The sequence below is a fragment of the Companilactobacillus miaonis genome (genome assembly GCF_036913615.1).
Classification (GTDB): Bacteria; Bacillota; Bacilli; order Lactobacillales; family Lactobacillaceae; genus Companilactobacillus.
Window position 1 is genome coordinate 43,384 of sequence record NZ_JAYKTX010000011.1, and the last position, 17,815, is coordinate 61,198.

Annotated in this window: 12 protein-coding genes; 7 read left to right on the top strand and 5 right to left on the bottom strand. The window is 36.8% G+C overall.

What is annotated here, in order from left to right; translation table 11 throughout:
* Window positions 1–61 precede the first annotated feature (61 nt).
* Together U8521_RS10030 and U8521_RS10035 are read left to right on the top strand one after the other, a co-directional pair.
* A complete protein-coding gene (locus U8521_RS10030; RefSeq protein WP_334352625.1) occupies window positions 62–3,310 on the top strand; it encodes an MMPL family transporter in 3,249 nt (1,082 codons plus the stop codon).
* Window positions 3,311–3,971: 661 nt separating this feature from the next.
* A complete protein-coding gene (locus tag U8521_RS10035) occupies window positions 3,972–4,619 on the top strand; it encodes a nitroreductase family protein (RefSeq protein ID WP_334352626.1) in 648 nt (215 codons plus the stop codon).
* Window positions 4,620–4,826: 207 nt separating this feature from the next.
* Here U8521_RS10035 and U8521_RS10040 read toward each other — a convergent pair whose 3' ends face one another.
* Window positions 4,827–6,194 (bottom strand): amino acid permease, encoded by a 1,368-nt coding sequence (locus tag U8521_RS10040; protein ID WP_334352627.1) that lies wholly within the window; start codon window positions 6,192–6,194, stop codon window positions 4,827–4,829.
* A gap of 344 nt (window positions 6,195–6,538) precedes the next feature.
* On the opposite strand from U8521_RS10040, the gene U8521_RS10045 reads away from it, so the two are divergent.
* Complete coding sequence (locus U8521_RS10045; RefSeq protein ID WP_334352628.1) at window positions 6,539–7,423, top strand: helix-turn-helix domain-containing protein; 885 nt, start codon at window positions 6,539–6,541, stop codon at window positions 7,421–7,423.
* A gap of 19 nt (window positions 7,424–7,442) precedes the next feature.
* Here U8521_RS10045 and U8521_RS10050 read toward each other — a convergent pair whose 3' ends face one another.
* The gene (locus U8521_RS10050) at window positions 7,443–9,614 is read right to left on the bottom strand and encodes a Cna B-type domain-containing protein (protein ID WP_334352629.1); all 2,172 of its coding nucleotides are present in this window, start codon (window positions 9,612–9,614) and stop codon (window positions 7,443–7,445) included.
* A 217-nt stretch (window positions 9,615–9,831) separates the two neighbouring features.
* On the opposite strand from U8521_RS10050, the gene U8521_RS10055 reads away from it, so the two are divergent.
* Together U8521_RS10055 and U8521_RS10060 are read left to right on the top strand one after the other, a co-directional pair.
* A complete protein-coding gene (locus U8521_RS10055) occupies window positions 9,832–10,971 on the top strand; it encodes an SLAP domain-containing protein (protein WP_334333121.1) in 1,140 nt (379 codons plus the stop codon).
* A gap of 317 nt (window positions 10,972–11,288) precedes the next feature.
* Window positions 11,289–12,884 (top strand): SLAP domain-containing protein, encoded by a 1,596-nt coding sequence (locus U8521_RS10060; protein WP_334352630.1) that lies wholly within the window; start codon window positions 11,289–11,291, stop codon window positions 12,882–12,884.
* A 44-nt stretch (window positions 12,885–12,928) separates the two neighbouring features.
* Here the strand turns inward: U8521_RS10060 and U8521_RS10065 are convergent, their stop codons facing one another.
* From U8521_RS10065 to trpX, 3 genes are read right to left on the bottom strand one after another with little or no spacing between them, the layout of a single operon-like run.
* Window positions 12,929–13,678 (bottom strand): ABC transporter ATP-binding protein, encoded by a 750-nt coding sequence (locus tag U8521_RS10065; protein WP_334333119.1) that lies wholly within the window; start codon window positions 13,676–13,678, stop codon window positions 12,929–12,931.
* A complete protein-coding gene (locus tag U8521_RS10070) occupies window positions 13,675–14,565 on the bottom strand; it encodes an ABC transporter permease (protein ID WP_334352631.1) in 891 nt (296 codons plus the stop codon). The genes U8521_RS10065 and U8521_RS10070 overlap by 4 nt, the downstream gene beginning before the upstream one ends.
* A complete protein-coding gene (gene trpX, locus U8521_RS10075; RefSeq protein WP_334352632.1) occupies window positions 14,562–15,569 on the bottom strand; it encodes a tryptophan ABC transporter substrate-binding protein in 1,008 nt (335 codons plus the stop codon). Before trpX ends, U8521_RS10070 begins: the two co-directional genes overlap by 4 nt.
* Window positions 15,570–15,943: 374 nt before the next feature.
* On the opposite strand from trpX, the gene U8521_RS10080 reads away from it, so the two are divergent.
* Together U8521_RS10080 and U8521_RS10085 are read left to right on the top strand one after the other, a co-directional pair.
* Complete coding sequence (locus U8521_RS10080) at window positions 15,944–17,020, top strand: YibE/F family protein (RefSeq protein WP_334352633.1); 1,077 nt, start codon at window positions 15,944–15,946, stop codon at window positions 17,018–17,020.
* The gene (locus tag U8521_RS10085; protein WP_334352634.1) at window positions 17,020–17,757 is read left to right on the top strand and encodes a YibE/F family protein; all 738 of its coding nucleotides are present in this window, start codon (window positions 17,020–17,022) and stop codon (window positions 17,755–17,757) included. The genes U8521_RS10080 and U8521_RS10085 overlap by 1 nt, the downstream gene beginning before the upstream one ends.
* Window positions 17,758–17,815 lie beyond the last annotated feature (58 nt).

The following is a 17,815-nucleotide window of genomic DNA, read 5'->3' on the forward strand; positions in this document are numbered from 1 at the left end:
TTGTATTTTGACAACTGTCCAAGTATGGATATCTGATTTTAATTAAGGGAATGTGGTTATTATGAATAATTTTCGTAAGAAACAATGGCCGGCATTGATTGCTTGGCTTGTAATCATTGTAGTTGCGTTGATTGCAATGCCAAATGTTTCACAGTTAGTTCGTGAAAATGGTGGAGTTAATCTACCCAATTATGTCGAAAGTGAAGTTGCCAATCGAATTCAAAAGAAGGCTAACAATAATAAGTCGGTTCGGACTTATACTGCTGTTTTCAGTAATGGAAACAGTAAGTTGTCTTCTGAACAATCGCTTGATATTAAAGATAGTTTAAAAAATCTTGATGATCAATCAGGATTAGATATCTCTAACGTAATGGGTCCAACTGATAATGCTGAAACCAAAAAACAATTGATTTCTAAGGATAAAACGACTCAGTTAGCCCAAATTACCGTTAAACAAAATGGTTCGGTTAAACATCAAGTCGATGCTTTGACAAAACAATTAAAGGTAGCAGGTGTGAAGACTTATATCACCGGTGTTGATCCGTTGAACGATGACTTCTCAACTGTTACTGAAAAAGGAATCCAAAAGACTGAGGTTATTGCGGTTATCTTCATCTTTATCGTCTTGATCTTAGTCTTCCGTTCACCAATTGTTCCAATCATTTCATTATTGAACGTTGGTGTGGCATTTATTACCAGTTTGAGTGTAGTCATGAATTTGGCTCAACATTTGAATTTCCCAATCTCTAACTTTACACAAGTCTTCCTGGTCGTAGTCTTGTTTGGTATTGGGACTGATTACAATATTTTACTTTATGATTACTTCAAAGGAGCGCTTGCAGAAGGCCTAGATCCGGTAGACGCGATGCGAGAGACTAGAAAACATGGTGGTCGGACGGTTCTTTATTCCGGACTCTCTGTTCTAATTGGTTTCTCCGTTCTCTGGTTAGCGAAGTTCTCATTCTATCAAAGTGCTTCAGCCGTTGCTATTGGTGTCGTAGTCTTATTGCCAGTTCTATTGACTCTAAACATGTTCTTCATGGCAACACTTGGACCAAAGATGTTCTGGCCAAGCAAGATTTCCAATGGTAGCAGTTCTAGTCGCCTATGGCACGGATTATCAAAGGCAGCTTTGGCACAACCTGCAATTATGCTGGCAGTCGTAGCTGTGATTGCTATTCCGTTCGCTATGACGATGAATGGTGACTTAAACTTTAATAATGCTGATGAGTTACCAAGTAGTTACCAGTCAAAAGCTGGTTATGAAGTAATTCAAGATCACTTCTCTAAAGGGATGACCGCCCCAATTACGGTTTATATTAAGAGTGATAAAAAATTAGATACACAAGCTAGCCTTGGGGCCATCGACCAATTGACACAGTATTTGCAAAAAGAAGACGGTGTTAAAACAGTTGCTTCAGTAACTGAACCAGGTGGCAGCAAGATCAGTTCAATGTATTTGCGTGATCAACTTAAGACAATTACTAAAGGATTAGATACTTCTAAGAAAGGTTTGAACAAGATCAAATCTGGTTTAGACAGTGCTAATACTCAATTACAAAATGCCAATATCAGTGGCAGTATGAGCCAGGTTCAAGAACTAGCTGATGGTACTCAACAACTAGCTAGTGGAACTGCAGAATTGCAATCTGGCTTGAGTACATACACAGCTGGAGTTTCAAGTGCTAATTCAGGTGCTCAACAATTAGCTTCTGGTTCAAGTCAAGCAGCTACTGGTGCTAATACGTTAGCAACTAGTTCACAAACTTTGGCAAGTGGAGCTAACCAAGTAGCAAGTGGATCCAGTCAATTAGCATCTAGTGTGGGTAGTGCAGCATCTAGTTTGCCTGCTTTATCAAGTCAAGTTCAACAACTAAGTTCTGGTAGCAATACTTTAGCTCAGGAAATGAATGAGTTAACAACTGCTGTCAACCAACTCAAACCACTACTTGCCGCAATGCAAGGAAATTCGGCTTTGAGTCAGATGACTAACGGTCAATTAGATACTAATCAGATTGCTACATTAGTAAGTAGTATTAATCAATTAAATTCAGGTGCCTCAACCTTAAATGGTGGTATCAATCAATTTACAAGTGCTTTGCCTGGTATGACTAGCCAAATCAGTCAATTATCCAGTGCAACACAAACTCTATCTAGTGGAGCTAATCAAGTGGCTAGCGGTTCAAGTCAGTTGGCATCTGGTGCCGGTTCTCTAGCTAGTGCTAACTCACAAATCGCTAGTGGTGCTTCTACTTTAGCTAGTGGAACAAGTACTTTGGATTCGTCTAGTTCAACTTTGAACAGTGGTGCTAGTCAAGTTAACTCAGCTTCACAACAAGTGAATACCGGTGTTCAAACATTGAATACTAAGTTACAAGCTATGTCTTCACAAGTTGAAGAACTTCAAAATGGTTTAGGCAGTGCTTCAAGTGGATTGACTACTCTTGCTAAAGGTAACGATACGATGAATGACTATCTAACAGAATTACAAAAGTCATACATCGGTGATGATTTCTATCTACCAAAAGCAACTATTCATTCTAAGGCCTTCAAGCCAGCACTTGATACTTACATGGCTGACAACAATAAGATCACTACAATGACAGTTGTTCTAAAAGGTGATCCAAACTCTGAAAAAGCTAATAAGCAATTCAAACGTCTTCAAAAAGATATCAAAGCACAAGTTAAACATGGTGCCTTGGATGGTGCTCAAGTTGCTCTAGGTGGCCAAACATCACAAGATAACGACTTGAGAACATTAGCTAACGGTGACTTCAAGCGGACAGCTATCATTATGGTAATCGGTATTGGAATTGCTTTGATCGTGGTTATCCAATCACTATTACAACCAATGACAATTATCGCTACTTTGTTAGCTGCATACGCGGTATCAATGAGTTTGACAAGAATCATTTCTTCAACCTTCTTAGGCAGACCATTGTTGAGTTGGAACACACCATTCTTCACCTTCATCATGTTGATGGCTTTAGGTGTTGATTACAGTATCTTCTTGATGATTCGTTATAAGGATGATCATGATGGAACCGACTTGAAGAAACAAATGCTTCGGGCCGCTACGGCAATCGGTGCGGTTGTTATCAGTGCCGCTATTATCTTGAGTGGTACCTTCGCCGCTTTGATTCCAAGTGGGGTTACAACTTTGATCCAAGTTGCTCTAGGTGTAATCATTGGTTTGATCGTGTTAGTATTCGCATTGCCAGTTACAATGTCAGGTTTGATCAGTTTGACACAGTGGCATGAGATGCGTGAGCATGGTTTAGATAAAAAATCTAAGAAAACAGATAAATAGATTTTGATGAGTACTCCAATCAGAAATGGTTGGGGTATTTTTTTTGTTTGGTGGGTGAAGTATGCCATCCTCCGCAACAGCTCTGGAAAATTGGAATGCTCTGGGCACAACTTGGAGCCAATTCCAAAAGCGGGAATTGTCTTCAAGATTGGCCTTCTTGTAAATGCTAAAGCATTAACAAGAATTTCGCAGCTGAATTTCCCAGAGCTGTTGCTCCGGATTGAATAACGGATCTATTTTTTATTGGCTTTCCGTTTGGGTGGGAATAGTTGTTCTATTCTGATGTGGAATTTGGAGTATTAATTTGCTATTGTGAATTTTCTATTTGGATATGAGAGTAATAATATAAAAAAAGAATATTTTCTGTTCTTTTTGATTAGAAATACAAGTAAATATATTGAAATATCGGAATGTATCCAGACTTTAAAACAATTAAGTACTTAATATGAATAGATGCTGTATCCCAACTAGAAGTCGTTGAAATACAAGGATCTAGCCTGGAGTACAAAACCTGTGCCGGCAGCGTTCCAGTCCATCACAGGACTTGTGCGGAAGACGGCACTTTTAACTACCAATATAGCTTAGGTACATTGTGAAATCGTTTACAAACTAACTTTAAAACGTTAGAATTTAAGTAGAGTTAGATTGGAGGAGTAATTTTATGGACGCAACGAGAAACTTAGTGAATAATGATTTTAAGGATATTTTGTTGAACCGTCACTCATATAGAAAATTCAAGAGTGATGTCAAAATCAGTCGTGAAGAAATTTCTGAGATGTTGGAAGAAACAATCACATCACCATCGGCTTGTAACTTGCAATCGTGGCATTTTGTAGTTTGTGATGATAAAGAAGGCAAAGAAAAAGCCCGTTCAGTTATGATGCCATTCAATTACCCACAAACAGATACTTGTTCAGCCTTGATCTTCGTATTAGGTGATACTCAATCACATTTGAAGTATCGTGATGTTTGGAATAAAGCTTGTGAAGATGGCAGAATTACCGAACAGGAACGTGATAAGATTTTCAACACTTTCTTGCCTCTGTATGAAAAAGCTGACAGAAGCTTCCTAGAAAAAGACGCAACTATCGACGCCAGTATGGCCGCAATGCAATTGATGCTAGTAGCTAGAGCACATGGTTATGAAGCTAATGCTATGTCAGGATATTACTTTGATAAAGTAGTACCAGCATTGGGATTGGATGCGGACAGATATATTCCGATTACATCAATTGCTATTGGTAAACCAGATGGAGAATTTACGAAGTCAGTTCGTTATGATGTGAGGGATGTAAGTACATTTCTATAGAGCGTGGAAGCCAACGGTTAGGAGTCAGCAGATAGCCTAGCTTCACGAATTGCCCGCCGTACTTTGCGGGCGATTTGGGAAGCATAGCTATATGTTGACTCCTGTTGGCTGGAACGCGTTTTAGCTATATCGCGAAGAACCATGGTTATCCAAAAAAAGAAACGCAAAAAAAAAGAGAAATCCCTCAAAAAAAAGGATTTCTCTTTTTTAAACTTTTTTCCGTTCTTTAACAAAATAAATTACCGTCATAACGATTAAAAAAACAACTCCGACTAACAACGATAAAGTAGTTTCCGGATTCAAGAACATAAAAATCAAAATAACAATTAAAGCAAAGATTGCCAAGTAATTACTGATTGGAAATAGCGGCATCTTGAAGGGATGATCTCTCATCTTTTCTTTATTAATTTTTCTAAAACGCAATTCACTGAACAAGATGACGAACCAAGGCACCATACCAGGTAGGACACTTGAACTGTAGACGATTACGAAAATATTATTGGAAGTATGGAAAAAGACAGGAAGAGCATAATTCAAAACTAGACCAATCAAAATACCGATTGAAATGGCTAAAACAGGGATGTACGGAACGTTATGGCGTGACAGTTTAACGAATGATTTCGGTAAATGATTTTCTAAACCGAGAGTATAAAGCATTCGGCTGGAACTGAAAATTCCTGAATTACAGCCTGACATAGCAGCTGTTAGCATCACAAAATTGATGATTTCTGCCGCAAAGGTAATTCCCACTTTGGCAAACGTTTCGACGAATGGTGAACCCATAACGCCTAATTTATTCCAAGGGTAGATTGCAACGATAACGAAAATTGCTCCGATGTAGAAAATCAAAATACGACCGACGATTGAACGAATAGCTCGAACGATATTCTCTTGTGGATTTTCAGCTTCACCAGCAGTGATTCCGATGACTTCGATTCCTTGATAGGAAGCAACGACAATCGACAGAGCAAAGATGAATCCTTTCAGACCACCAGTAAAGAAGCCGCCATTAGTCCAAAGGTTACTGATACCAACGGGATTACCGTGGTTTCCGACTCCAAAAACGATTACGAAGAATCCTAAAATGATCATCATAATAATGGTTAAAACTTTAATTAATGCAAACCAAAATTCCAATTCACCATATGCTTTGACAGATGAGAGGTTAGCCAGGCATAATGTTATAACTACCACAACTCCGGCAATCCATTTTGGCATCGTTGGGAACCAAAACTCGAGATAAGTTCCAACCGCGATGACTTCACTGATTCCTACTACTAAGTATTGGAAGACGTTACTCCAAGCAGTTAAAAAACCGACTACCGGATGTAAATATTCAGTGGCATATTTGGCAAAAGAACCAGTCGAAGGATCAACGTATAACATTTCACCTAGAGCTCTCATTACCATATAAAGGATTAAACCTGCTAATCCATAAGCGAGTAAAACTGATGGGCCAGTCCATTTAATTGTTGAAGCTGAACCCATGAATAGACCAACACCAATTGTTCCCCCGAGGGCGATCATTTGCATTTGTCGTGATGACAAACTACGGCTCAAATTATCTTTAGCCATATTAACCTCAATTCTTTTGTTCACGATTCGTGAACAACTGTATTTGTAGCATGGGATATATCATACCGCAGTCTTGGAAAAATGTCATGGTTTTTTTCATTTAATTATGAAAATGGTCAAATGTGAATGAAATCAGCATTATACGAATAATTTGCTTAAAATTTAACACATAATTTATGAAAATTTGTTTCAATATAAATATCGTAATATGTATTTACAAATAATGATATAAATTAGATAATAAATAGTATCAGTAAAGGAACATTTTGCATTCAAATAAGTGCGGAATATTAGCTTTTATCCCGCATAAAATATTTCTTGGATTCAGAATATAGGAAAAAATTATGGATATTAATATTTTTATTGAACGAAGGAAATCGTTGAAAATATCCCAAGTGAAGTTATGCAAGGGTATCTGCACACAATCAACGCTCAGTAAGTTTGAGAACAACGGTCGAATCCCTTCTCTTGCTATATTAAGCAAGCTATGTGAACGTTTAGGTTTGTCAGTTGATGACTTGTATCGCAACTCAATTGAATCAACTACCCATATGAAAATGGTTTTAGATAGAATTGAAAGTGAATTGATGATGGAGAGTTATTCACAGGTCGCTCAAAGTTTAACTGAAATTAAAATCGATGAAATAAATAATGATGCCTTGAAAATGCAATTTTACTATCAAAAAGGGCTCTACCTTGCATTGACCAAAGGCAAACCAGAAGAAGTCTTCTTTAACTTTGCCCAAATTTTAGATGATTTGGATGAACGCCATCAAAGCATTTATAGCTATTTGGCATATATCGGGTTGGGCAAGATGTATCAGAATATGAAGAAGGAGCAACAAGCAAAGTTCTTCTTCGGCAAAGTTTGGAATTACATCGATATTCACAAAGATGAGACCTTCCAAAAAAGTGGCGTGAACGTTTACTTGAGAATCCTGACACTAGTTTTCTACACAGCTGAATTTTTAATTAACCAACGCGAATTCAAAAAGAGCGATGATTTGGTCAAACGCGGAATCAAGTTGTGTTCTGAGCAACACATCACGTATTACTTACCACGATTAAAATTGTTGGCAGCGGAAATTGCAATGTATGAAGAGGAATCGCATGAAACAATCGATAATCTTTTAAGTGAGGCTTTAGCATTTGCCAAGATCAATCAAAACGAAAAAGTAGAATTACGAGTTAACGCGTTACGTGAAAAATATAATCGTGAAAACCAATAAAAAAAGTCTAGTCAATCGACTAGGCTTTTTTGGTAGCTCTATTTAAAATGAAAATTCCAATCAAATCTAATAAGATCAATCCCAAAATAGTGTAGAACCAAGTTGCTGATGAACCAGTCTGTGGCAAGGTATCGTGACTATTTTGATGAGTCTGATTAGTTGAGGTATCAGGTACTTGTGGTAAAAGTGGATTGTGATTCTCAGATGTGGATGGAGTACTTGGAGTCTCTGTTTCTGGGTCAGGAAGCAAAGGATTATCAGGTGTCACTGGTGTTTCAGGCGTTGCGGGAGTGGCAGGCTCTGGATTCTTTGGTTCCTCTGGAGTTGCGGGGACAGTCGGAACGACTGTTGAAGATTTTTTGATATTCGTAATTATCGCATGTTGATTATCCGTGATATCAATATTAGAAGTATAACCAGAGACAGCTTGTTCAGTGACTGAGTATTTACTATCTTTACTTAAATTGTTCCAAGTATAAGTCCAATTATTATCAGAATTTAAAGTTACTGGTTTACCGGAGTCTTTACCATCAGCAGTTAATTGTACGATAACAGATTTGGGACGATCTGTATCAGTATCACCGCTCCATTTCTTTGTAACGGTAAAACTAGTTGTAACTTTATGAGTATTCGTTATAACGGCACTATTACCATTGGTATTAATGTTTGTTGAATAGCCATCCACTTTGGTTTCAGCGACATGGTAATCGGCTTTCGTTAATTTTTTCCAGGTGTAAGTCCAATTGTTCTTTTCATTCAAAGTGGCCGTATCGACGACTTTATTGTTACTGTCGAGCAATTGCACATTAATCGATGTTGGACGAATTTTATCAATATTGTTGTCGTCGTCCCAAACTTTGGAAACTTTGTAATCAGTAGTTTCAGCAGGTGGTGTCACGCTTTTATAGGTATTGGTAATATCATAGCCACTGCTAGAACTAGTGTAATTTTTTGGAGTATTAGCTTCTTTGACTGAGTAAACTATTTGGGAACCATTTGTCGCAAATTTCTTGAGATTGGAGAAACTGTATTGCCAGTTCTTAGTTTGATCAGTTGTTGTCGATTGAACCTTGACATCATTGGCATAAAGATCGATTTGAATATTATCAGGACGGTCTGCTTCGGTGTCACCAACCCATTTCTTGGTACCGGTTATATTAACAGTATTTTCTGAAGTATTGGCACTACCAGAAGCATTATTATCCGGCGAAGTAATTGGAATAGTAGCTAAAGTTTGATTGTTACCATTTAAAACACCGGTGTTGGAGTAATTGTACGAAACGCCGTTATCAGTTTGCTCAGTTTCGTATTCAATGAAGTACGTACTAGAAATATTCCCAAAATTGACTTTGAATCCAGAATCCGAGGTGTCCGTTATAACGCTAGAATCTAATTCAGAACCTAGGTCGTAGTTATAGCTATTAGGATGATACTTAATATTGTAGACGTGAATTGAATCTGGAACTAATTTTTGATTAGCTCCAACAATATCCGTATAGACAGCGTTATTGATTGTATTTGGGCTTGAATTTCCTTTGTAATTTACACGAATTTGCCAAAGAATTTTATTCGAGCCAGTTTCTTCGTATGCTCCCCATTTATAAAGTACTTCATTTTTGTCAGGACCCGTACCAGTGTCGACGTTGATTGTCGTTCCGGTATTGGGATCAGAAGTAGAACCGTTAGACGTCCAAACAATCGGGACGTCTTTTTGAGTAGTGATGAAATTCTTATCCCAACCAGTGGTTAACTGGAAACTACCGGAAATATCACTCGTATTGTCAGCTTCTTGAGCATAATCGGTAAAAGTTAGACGGATCTTTTTGTCGCTTCGAGTGGCAGACAAGGTAGCAATTTGCTTGTTAGTTTTCTTATCTTCAATCGAAACACCTGAAATATCGTTATTCAGAACTAAAGCTTCAGGAATCTTGACCGTCATCGTATCGCCAGCCTTAATTCCTTTGCCTTGAGGAATGGCAAAGTTCCAAGTGGCCTGCAAAGAATCGTTAATGTTGCTAGAAGTAACTGGTTCCTCATTAGTAGTCAAATTTTTCAAATTGACACTAGTAATAAATTGATCACCATAATCAGTGCTATTATCTGCTGCCATGACAGTAGTAATTGAGCTGTTCATGAAAACTGACAGGATTATGACTAATAAACTGAATATGTTCTTTCCCTTTTTAAACATATCTGTTATCTCCCTCAAATTGCTTTTATGTAGATAATAGTACTACTTTTATTATTATTTTTATTAAATAATCCGGGAAAAATTCTGTAAATAAGGAAGTAATTGTAAACGTTTTGATAAGTTTACTGAATAAACCTTGAAACGTATGTTTGTTTTAATTAGAATTTTAATTGAATAATACAATAAGAAAAGTATGACAAATAACGGAGGGATTATTTTGAAAAAAAGTACATCATTATTGCTTAGTGGGATTTTAGTTTCAGGCATGGTTTTAGGTACAGTCGTTACACCAGCAACCGTTGTCAATGCTGCACCTGCTACTACTCAAGCTGCAGAAACAGTAACAAATACAGTTGGTTACATCGATACTGAAGGCAACACGATTGAAGATTTTAATAACCAGATTTCTGGAACAAAGGGTGAGAAGATCACAAGCGCTCCAGATGGTTATGTAGTTGCTGACAGCAGTGAAGCTACTTTTGGTGCTGACGGTTCTAATAAGACAGTAACAGTAACACCATTGACGACCGTTACCGTAAATTTTGTTGATCAAAATAATAATCTAGTTTCATCACAAAACGTTGATGGTGGAATTGGTAATGTTGTTGAACTAACTAATTTACCTGCCGGATGCAGCTGGAACAATGATGCTGAAAAAACTATTAAAATTGCTGAGAATGAACAATACAACATTCCTGTAACTAAAAAGGTTTCAAATACAATTATCTTTAAGACATCTGATAATACCGAAGTGGGAAGAACACAAATCTTTGGAGAAAAAGCTGGAGATAGCGTTACCTTAGACAAGGATCAATTGCCTGAAGGATATACAGTTTCTGATGATACATTGACACTTCAAAACGAAGGCAATACACAATTTGTTACAGTTACAAAGAACGCTGCAGATGGCATTATGCCAATTAAAGGCGTTGTCAGAGTAAACGTTGAATTGGCTCACTTATATGACAAAGACGGTAAAGTTTTGAGCCGTTCATTAAGTAATCAAACTAGATGGCAAACAAACAACAAGATGGTCTTAAATGGCGTTACATACTATCAAGTATCAACAACAGAATGGTTGAAGGCTTCTGATATCATCGTTGAAAACGAAAAAGGTTCAGAAGATGCCAATACCGATACAAATACTAATAAGGATGCAACTAAAGCAGATCGTAGCGTTGTAGAAACCAAGAATAGTGGACTTGCACATCTATATGACGATAATGGAGAATTGATAGCTAGTCGTTCATTGTCACCAAACACAAGATGGGCCACAGATTTGATGAAGACAACTAACGGAGTAAAAATGTACCGTGTAGCAACTCATGAATGGTTAAAGGTTTCTGAAATTAAGTAATTTATATTCAATAAAAACTGTGAGTCGAAAGATTCGCAGTTTTTTTTTGCAAAATTTTATAGATTTATAATTTAATGTCCCATCACACAAATAAATATGAAAAGAATAATTAGAAAATAATTATTAGTATCCGCTTGCATAACAAAAAACTAATATAAATAGAAAAATAATGAATAAAATATAAATTGTATAAATACTGTTATATTAATAAAAATCTTAACGAAATAAAATTTTGACATTTTTCTATTGCTAAAATTTTACGATTTGTATACATTAGCTGTGTCTTATTAATAAAATATTTTTTTGGAGGATTAAAAATGAAATTAAGCAAATCTATTATTGTAACGGGATTACTATTTTCAAGTATTTTAGGTGGGATGAATGTAAACAACGTTGTTTCTTATGCGGCAAGCAATGAAGGTGCAAATGTTAACGAAACGCCAACAAAAAAAACTGTAGAAGTTGAATTCGTTGGAAGTAAAGATGGGAAAATCATAAGCGCACCTAATTTAGCTAAACAAGATCTAGAAGTTAAGGGAGAGAATGTAGTAGATCGTAACTCTATTAAAATTCCCTATAATTACGTGCTTAAGGATGTTAGCAGTGTATCAAATAATAAAATTACAGTCACGTTGGATGAAGAAATGAAACAATTTGACTTAAAAGTTGTTGATGAAAATTATCAAGTAATCGATGACAAAAAAAAGATTGATGTAAATATGAACAATCTGTCTAAATCGGAAATTGCTAAAAAATTACCTGATTACGGAAAAAGTTATCGCCTAGAAAACGCTGATAATGCTATTAATATAGATGTTGAAAATAACACAGTGACAGTGCAGTTGACAACTGTATTTGTTAGAGTTAGTTATATGTACAATAATGAAATTATTGGAACTGAAAGTATTAAAATGCCATCTACTCATGAATTTGGTAAGGATGACTTAACAAAATATAAGGAATTTATAGTAGAAGATAAAGTTACTGCTGGAAACAATAATACTGTTGCTGTTAACTTACAAAATAAAGAAGTTACATTATCTTTTAAAGGAACTAATAGTACCACTATTGACCAAGATTTTAGCTCGATAGGTAAAGATTTTGAATTGACTCCAAAAATGGAAAATCTTAATGATTTACAAATTAAATTACCTGAAAACTACCGTTTAAAAAATGCTGAAGAACCTATCAAAATTGTAGATGGAAAAGTTCAAGTTGATGTTGAAAAAACAAAAGTTATTAAAGTTAATTTTGAAGTTCAAGGTAACAAAAAAACAACTTTCCCTGCCAAAAATATGGTTATTGCGGCGGATGCAACTTCTGTAAAAGCAAATGAAGTGAATATTCCAACTGGATATGAACTTGTAAATGACAAAGATATTCCTTTTAACAAAGATGGTAAGAGCATTACTGTATCAATCAAGAAGGCTAATACAAATAACGGTTCATCAAACCACACAGTAAACAACAACCAAAACCACAGTTCAAACCAAACAACACCAACAAACAAAGTAATAACAAAAGACTTCAAAGGCACAGTAGCCACAAACCCAGGCCAATACGTAACTCTATACAACGCCGAAGGTAAAGCTATTGCTGGCAGACGTCTAGCCGGTGACTCAAACTGGGCTGCTGACAAGACTATGGTTCGTGATGGTGTTAAATACTACCGTGTTGCTACGAACGAATGGGTTAAGGCTAGTGACGTTTACGAATATACTGTAAGTAACGCTGTAGTTGAAACTGCTGCTGGTAACTACAAGAAGTTATTTGATTCAAAGGGTAACATTGTAAGTAACCGTGGACTTGCCGCTGGAACAAAGTGGATGACTGATAAAGTTGCTTTGATCCAAGGTGAAAAAATGTATCGTGTTGCTACAAACGAATGGCTAAAAGCTGTTGACGTAAAATAGTTCTCCAAATAAAAAGGCATCCTGTTGAAGGGTGTCTTTTTTGTTTAGAAATATTGTAAGAGATCTTTTTCTTTCAATTTATCTTTTTCATCTTTATCAAGATCTAAAATAATTTGACCTTTTTTCAAAACTAACAAGCGATTGCCATATTTCATGGCGTCTGACAAATCATGGGTGATCATCATACAAGTTAATTCTTTTTCTAGGATTACTTTGTTAGTTAGTTCCATCAAGTCTTTGCTTGTCTGTGGATCAAGAGCGGCGGTGTGCTCATCTAATAGTAGTAATTCAGGTTTCTGAATAATTGCCATTAGAAAACTCAAAGTTTGGCGTTGACCACCGGATAATTTTTCAGTGAAAGTGTTCAAACGATTGTCTAGGGTTGGTAAATTGGCAATCAGCTTTTGAAATTCGGGCATGTTTTCTTTTAAATGGCGTAAGTGTAGTCTTCTGGGAAGTCCACGACGTTTAGCTAAGAGAAGATTTTCGGCAACAGTCATTCTGGGTGCGGTGCCGGATTTAGGGTCTTGATAAACACGACTGATGTGGCGGCTTCTCTTGGCGAGATTTTCATCCGTGATATCTTTGCCATTCAATAAAATTTTTCCCGAGGTTAACTCATTTGTTCCAGTAATAGCATCGAGTAAAGTTGATTTACCAGCGCCGTTGGTTCCTAAAACAACCACGAAATCTTTGGGGTTGATGGTCAAATTGATGTTATTCAAAATATTGAGATTGTCGTCGTCATTGTAAATTGTTTTGACGGCATGTTTAATTTCTAGTAATGGTGTCATTTTGTTTTAACCCCGTTTCTCATAGTTTTTAAGAACTGCTCGCGAATTGTTGGTAATGCCAAGCAGAGTGCCAGGATGATGGCGGAAATCAGTTTCAAGTCGTTTGTGTTGAAGCCTAATTGAAGGACAATCATCAGAATTAGCCGGTAAACGATACTGCCGATGACGATGGTGATTAAGCGCACACTCAAAGGAACATCAGGATAAATAACTTCACCAATGATGATGGCAGAAAGTCCGATAACGATGACTCCGATACCCATGTTGACGTCTGCAAAACCATTTTGTTGAGCAATCAAACCACCAGTTAGGGCAACGATTCCGTTAGAAACCATCAAACCAATAAATTTCATAACAGTCGTGTTGATACCAAGGGATGCGGCCATGGTTTCGTTGTCACCGGTTGCGATGACAGCCTGGCCCTTTTCAGTGTTGAGGAAGATGATCAATAGGAAAATAATGATCGTTATGATAACGACACCTAGAACGATACCGTTGAAATTGGTTGGCAATTTGTCCAGACCAAATTGATTGAAAATGTTGTTCGGTTTGGTTAAGGACATGTTGGCTTTTCCGAGGATACGCAAGTTGATCGAATACATAGCAGTCATCGTCAAGATTCCGGCTAGCAGAATTGGTACGTTTAACTTAGCGTATAAAAAGGCGGTAGCAAAACCTGCTAGGCAACCGAAAACGAAGGCAATCAACAGTGAAAATAAAGTTGAGTGTCCGGCCTGAATTAGACTGACAGCCGTAACGGCACCAAGTGGGAAGCTCCCTTCAACGGTCATATCGGGGAAATCGAGGATTCGAAAAGTTATGAAAAGACCGATGGCCATTATTGACCAGATGAAACCTTGACTAATAGTAGAAACGATTAAATTCATTTTATAATCTGTCCTTTCTTTTGAGCTTCTTTGATAAGTGAATCGGAGAATTGAATTTTGAGTTTTTTCGCCATCTTTTCGTTTAACATCAGATGACCTTTTTCCATGAAGGTAACAGGGGTTGTAGCTGTTTTTTCTTTACCTTGAAGGATTCTGACGACGTGTTCACCGGTTTTTTCGCCAAGTTCATATTGACTCAAACCAACTGTGGCTAAACCACCATCTTTGACCATCGTTGTAGCGGCTGGGAAGACAGCTTTGTTTTGTTTAGCGGCAATTGAAGTTAACAATTTCATACCACTCGCAACGGTATTGTCGGTGGGAACATAAATGGTCTGCGACTTTTCAATCAGTGAGCTAGCTACTTGTTGAATATCGTTGACTGAATTAATACTGGATACTTGTACGTGAATTCCATCTTGCTGAGCCAGTTTTTTCATTTTCTTCATTTGACTAGTGGCTGAAGCATCGCTGGAAGTATAAATGATACCGATTGTCTTCAAATTGGGGATGACTTGTTTCATCAAGTTCAATTGAGCTTTTAGTGGTGCTTGATCGGAGACACCTGTGATATTTCCTCCAGGCTTTTTGTTGTTAGAGATGATGCCGGAACCTTCTGGATCGGTCACAGCACCCATGACGATAGGGATTTTGTTAGTCGCATTTTTCAATGATTGGACTGATGGAGTCGCAATTCCGACCGCTACGTCAACGTTATCCTGGACGAATTGCTTACTGATAGTACGAAGATTACTCTGATCATTTTGAGCATTTTGAAATTCAATTTTTATGTTCTTGCCATCAATATAACCGTGTTTTTTTAAGGTGTCGTCGATTCCCTGATTGATCTGGTCAAGTGCTGGATGTGACATTAATTGCAGGACTCCGACTTTAGGAATGGCATTTTCCTTTTTGGCATCGGCGTGGTTGGTGTAAAAGAATGCGAAAACTAAAAATCCAAATAATAATACAAGTGTCGCGTATAGTCTCTTAGTATGTTTCATCGTTATATTCCCCCAAATAAAAAAGACAACCCCAGAGTTTGTGGGATTGTCTAAAAATAAAATACCCACATGGTCTTTTGATAAAAATTCCATGTGGGCTCTAAAATTTTCCTAGTTTAATAAGCCGACATGGATACAATCCTTTCAGACTGAATCCATATCGGATCAATCTGAGTTATCGGCTTTGCCAACGAATATTCGCGATGAGAAGTATATATGTATGTTTCATAATTGAAATCTCCTAACGAATTTGATGTTTCAAATATATTTCATAATTTAAAACTTGTCAACTGCAAATTAATAATACCTTAGTTATTAAAAATTTTCTGAAAAAACATATAATGTAAGAATAAGCCAAGCTAGGAGAAATTCTCATGAAAAAAAATATTCGCTTGCTAATAATCGTGGGCTTGTTGGTACTATTAGCCACGACGTTTACTCATTTTGACAGTTTCTTGTATCATGATCCAATCATCAAAGTGGAACAGACACAAGTCACCAATAAGCAAACTTCGACGGATGAGTATAAAAATACCGATACGCAGGTGACCCAAAAAGTTACCGGAAAGTTATTGAATACTGAAAAAAGAGGCCAAAGCGTCTCGTTTAAAAATACGTATTATCGTTCACAATTGACTGACGACAAATATCGAGCAGGACAGCAAGTAATCTTGTCAAAGTCCGGGAAACATTACACGGCAAAAAATATTAAGCGTGATACCTCAGTAGTATTCACGCTAGGTATCGTCATCTTCTTGCTGTATTGTATGAAATTTGATCGCAGAAAATTATTTGTCAGTGTCTTGATCAATCTTGTAATTTATTTTTGTTACTTACAATTGATCATCGGGACACACAATAGTGCATTATTGCCATCCACCGTTATAACAGCGTTACTGATTTCTGCAACGGCATTATTAGTCATTCTAGGACCAACTTATTCGGCAGTGATGGCTTACTCGAGTACTGTTTTAGCAACAACGGCCGCGTTGTTGTTGAGTACTTTTGTTTTAGGAATGACTGGTTACAGTGGGATGCATTTGGAGTTAAATGATTTTGAATTGCAACCATATTTGAGTGTCTTTTTATCACAAGTTATCTTTGGCGTTTTAGGAGTTATTTTGGATGAAACGATGGATATTTCCTCCTCGTTGATTGAAATGAAGAAAGAAGTAGCAGACATTTCAGAAAAGAAACTCTTTAAATCTGGAATCAATATTGGGCGAGAATTAATCGGTCCTTTAATTAATATTTTGTTATTCATCGTTATAGCGCAAAACTTGAATGTCGTTCTATTGTACTTGAGTAATGGCAATTCAATCAGTTATACCCTGAATATGACTTTGAGTCTGGGAATTGGTCAATTATTGATCAGTGCCATTGGGATTGTTTTAACGGTTCCAATAACTAGCTTCATCGCTAGCAAAGTTATCACGAAGAAGGTGAAATAATGTTGTACTTATTTGCGACATTCGTAGTGTTACTACTATTAGTAGCAGGTACCCGAGGGTTAACGTTACTTTTCGGATTGGGAATCAATGTTATTTCTGTAATTGCACTTTTGATTTTAATTGCTGACGGCTTCAATATCCTGATTACGACTGGCGTGATTGCTCTTATTATCCTAGTAGTAGCTATTTTTATGAATGTGGAAAATAGTGAAACTGCTAGTACTGCTTTTACAACGTCGATTTTGATCATGGTCGTTATCTTGTTATTGACGATTCCTCTTGAATATTGGGCTTCGGCACAAGGAATGGGAGCTGAAAATCAAGATGAACTAGAAGCCTTTTCGTTGGCAGCAGGGATTTCTTTTCCGCAGTTAGCAATCGCCATTATCGTGATCAATAGTTTAGGCGTTATTTCGGAAACTAGTGTGGCAATCACTAGTGGGTTGAATGAAATAGTATTGAATAAGCCAACTTTGACCCCGAGAGAAATCTTTGGTGATGGTTTTTCAGTTGGAAATAAAATTCTAAATACTCAAACTAATACGCTCTTGTTCAATTTCTTTTCTGCAACTTTTCCATTGTTCTTTTTGATCCATTCATTAGGTTACAAATTCGGTGATATTTTAAATGATAAGTTACTAGTTGCTGAAATTTTAACAACGTTGATCTGTACGATTGGGGTTATTTTGACGGTTCCAATTACTTCGTATTTGGTTTATCGCAAAAGAAAGAAGTAACCGATATTTTTATTTTTATATTTTGAAGCTAAAACTGTCAGAATCGCGTGAATACTGG

Coding starts and splice junctions, on each gene's coding strand:
- U8521_RS10060 (WP_334352630.1), top strand. CDS start 11,289: ATGAAATTAAGCAAATCTATTATTGTAACGGGATTACTATTTTCAAGT.
- U8521_RS10040 (WP_334352627.1), bottom strand. CDS start 6,194: ATGGCTAAAGATAATTTGAGCCGTAGTTTGTCATCACGACAAATGCAA.
- U8521_RS10050 (WP_334352629.1), bottom strand. CDS start 9,614: ATGTTTAAAAAGGGAAAGAACATATTCAGTTTATTAGTCATAATCCTG.
- U8521_RS10070 (WP_334352631.1), bottom strand. CDS start 14,565: ATGAATTTAATCGTTTCTACTATTAGTCAAGGTTTCATCTGGTCAATA.
- U8521_RS10080 (WP_334352633.1), top strand. CDS start 15,944: ATGAAAAAAAATATTCGCTTGCTAATAATCGTGGGCTTGTTGGTACTA.
- trpX (WP_334352632.1), bottom strand. CDS start 15,569: ATGAAACATACTAAGAGACTATACGCGACACTTGTATTATTATTTGGA.
- U8521_RS10030 (WP_334352625.1), top strand. CDS start 62: ATGAATAATTTTCGTAAGAAACAATGGCCGGCATTGATTGCTTGGCTT.
- U8521_RS10085 (WP_334352634.1), top strand. CDS start 17,020: ATGTTGTACTTATTTGCGACATTCGTAGTGTTACTACTATTAGTAGCA.
- U8521_RS10065 (WP_334333119.1), bottom strand. CDS start 13,678: ATGACACCATTACTAGAAATTAAACATGCCGTCAAAACAATTTACAAT.
- U8521_RS10035 (WP_334352626.1), top strand. CDS start 3,972: ATGGACGCAACGAGAAACTTAGTGAATAATGATTTTAAGGATATTTTG.
- U8521_RS10045 (WP_334352628.1), top strand. CDS start 6,539: ATGGATATTAATATTTTTATTGAACGAAGGAAATCGTTGAAAATATCC.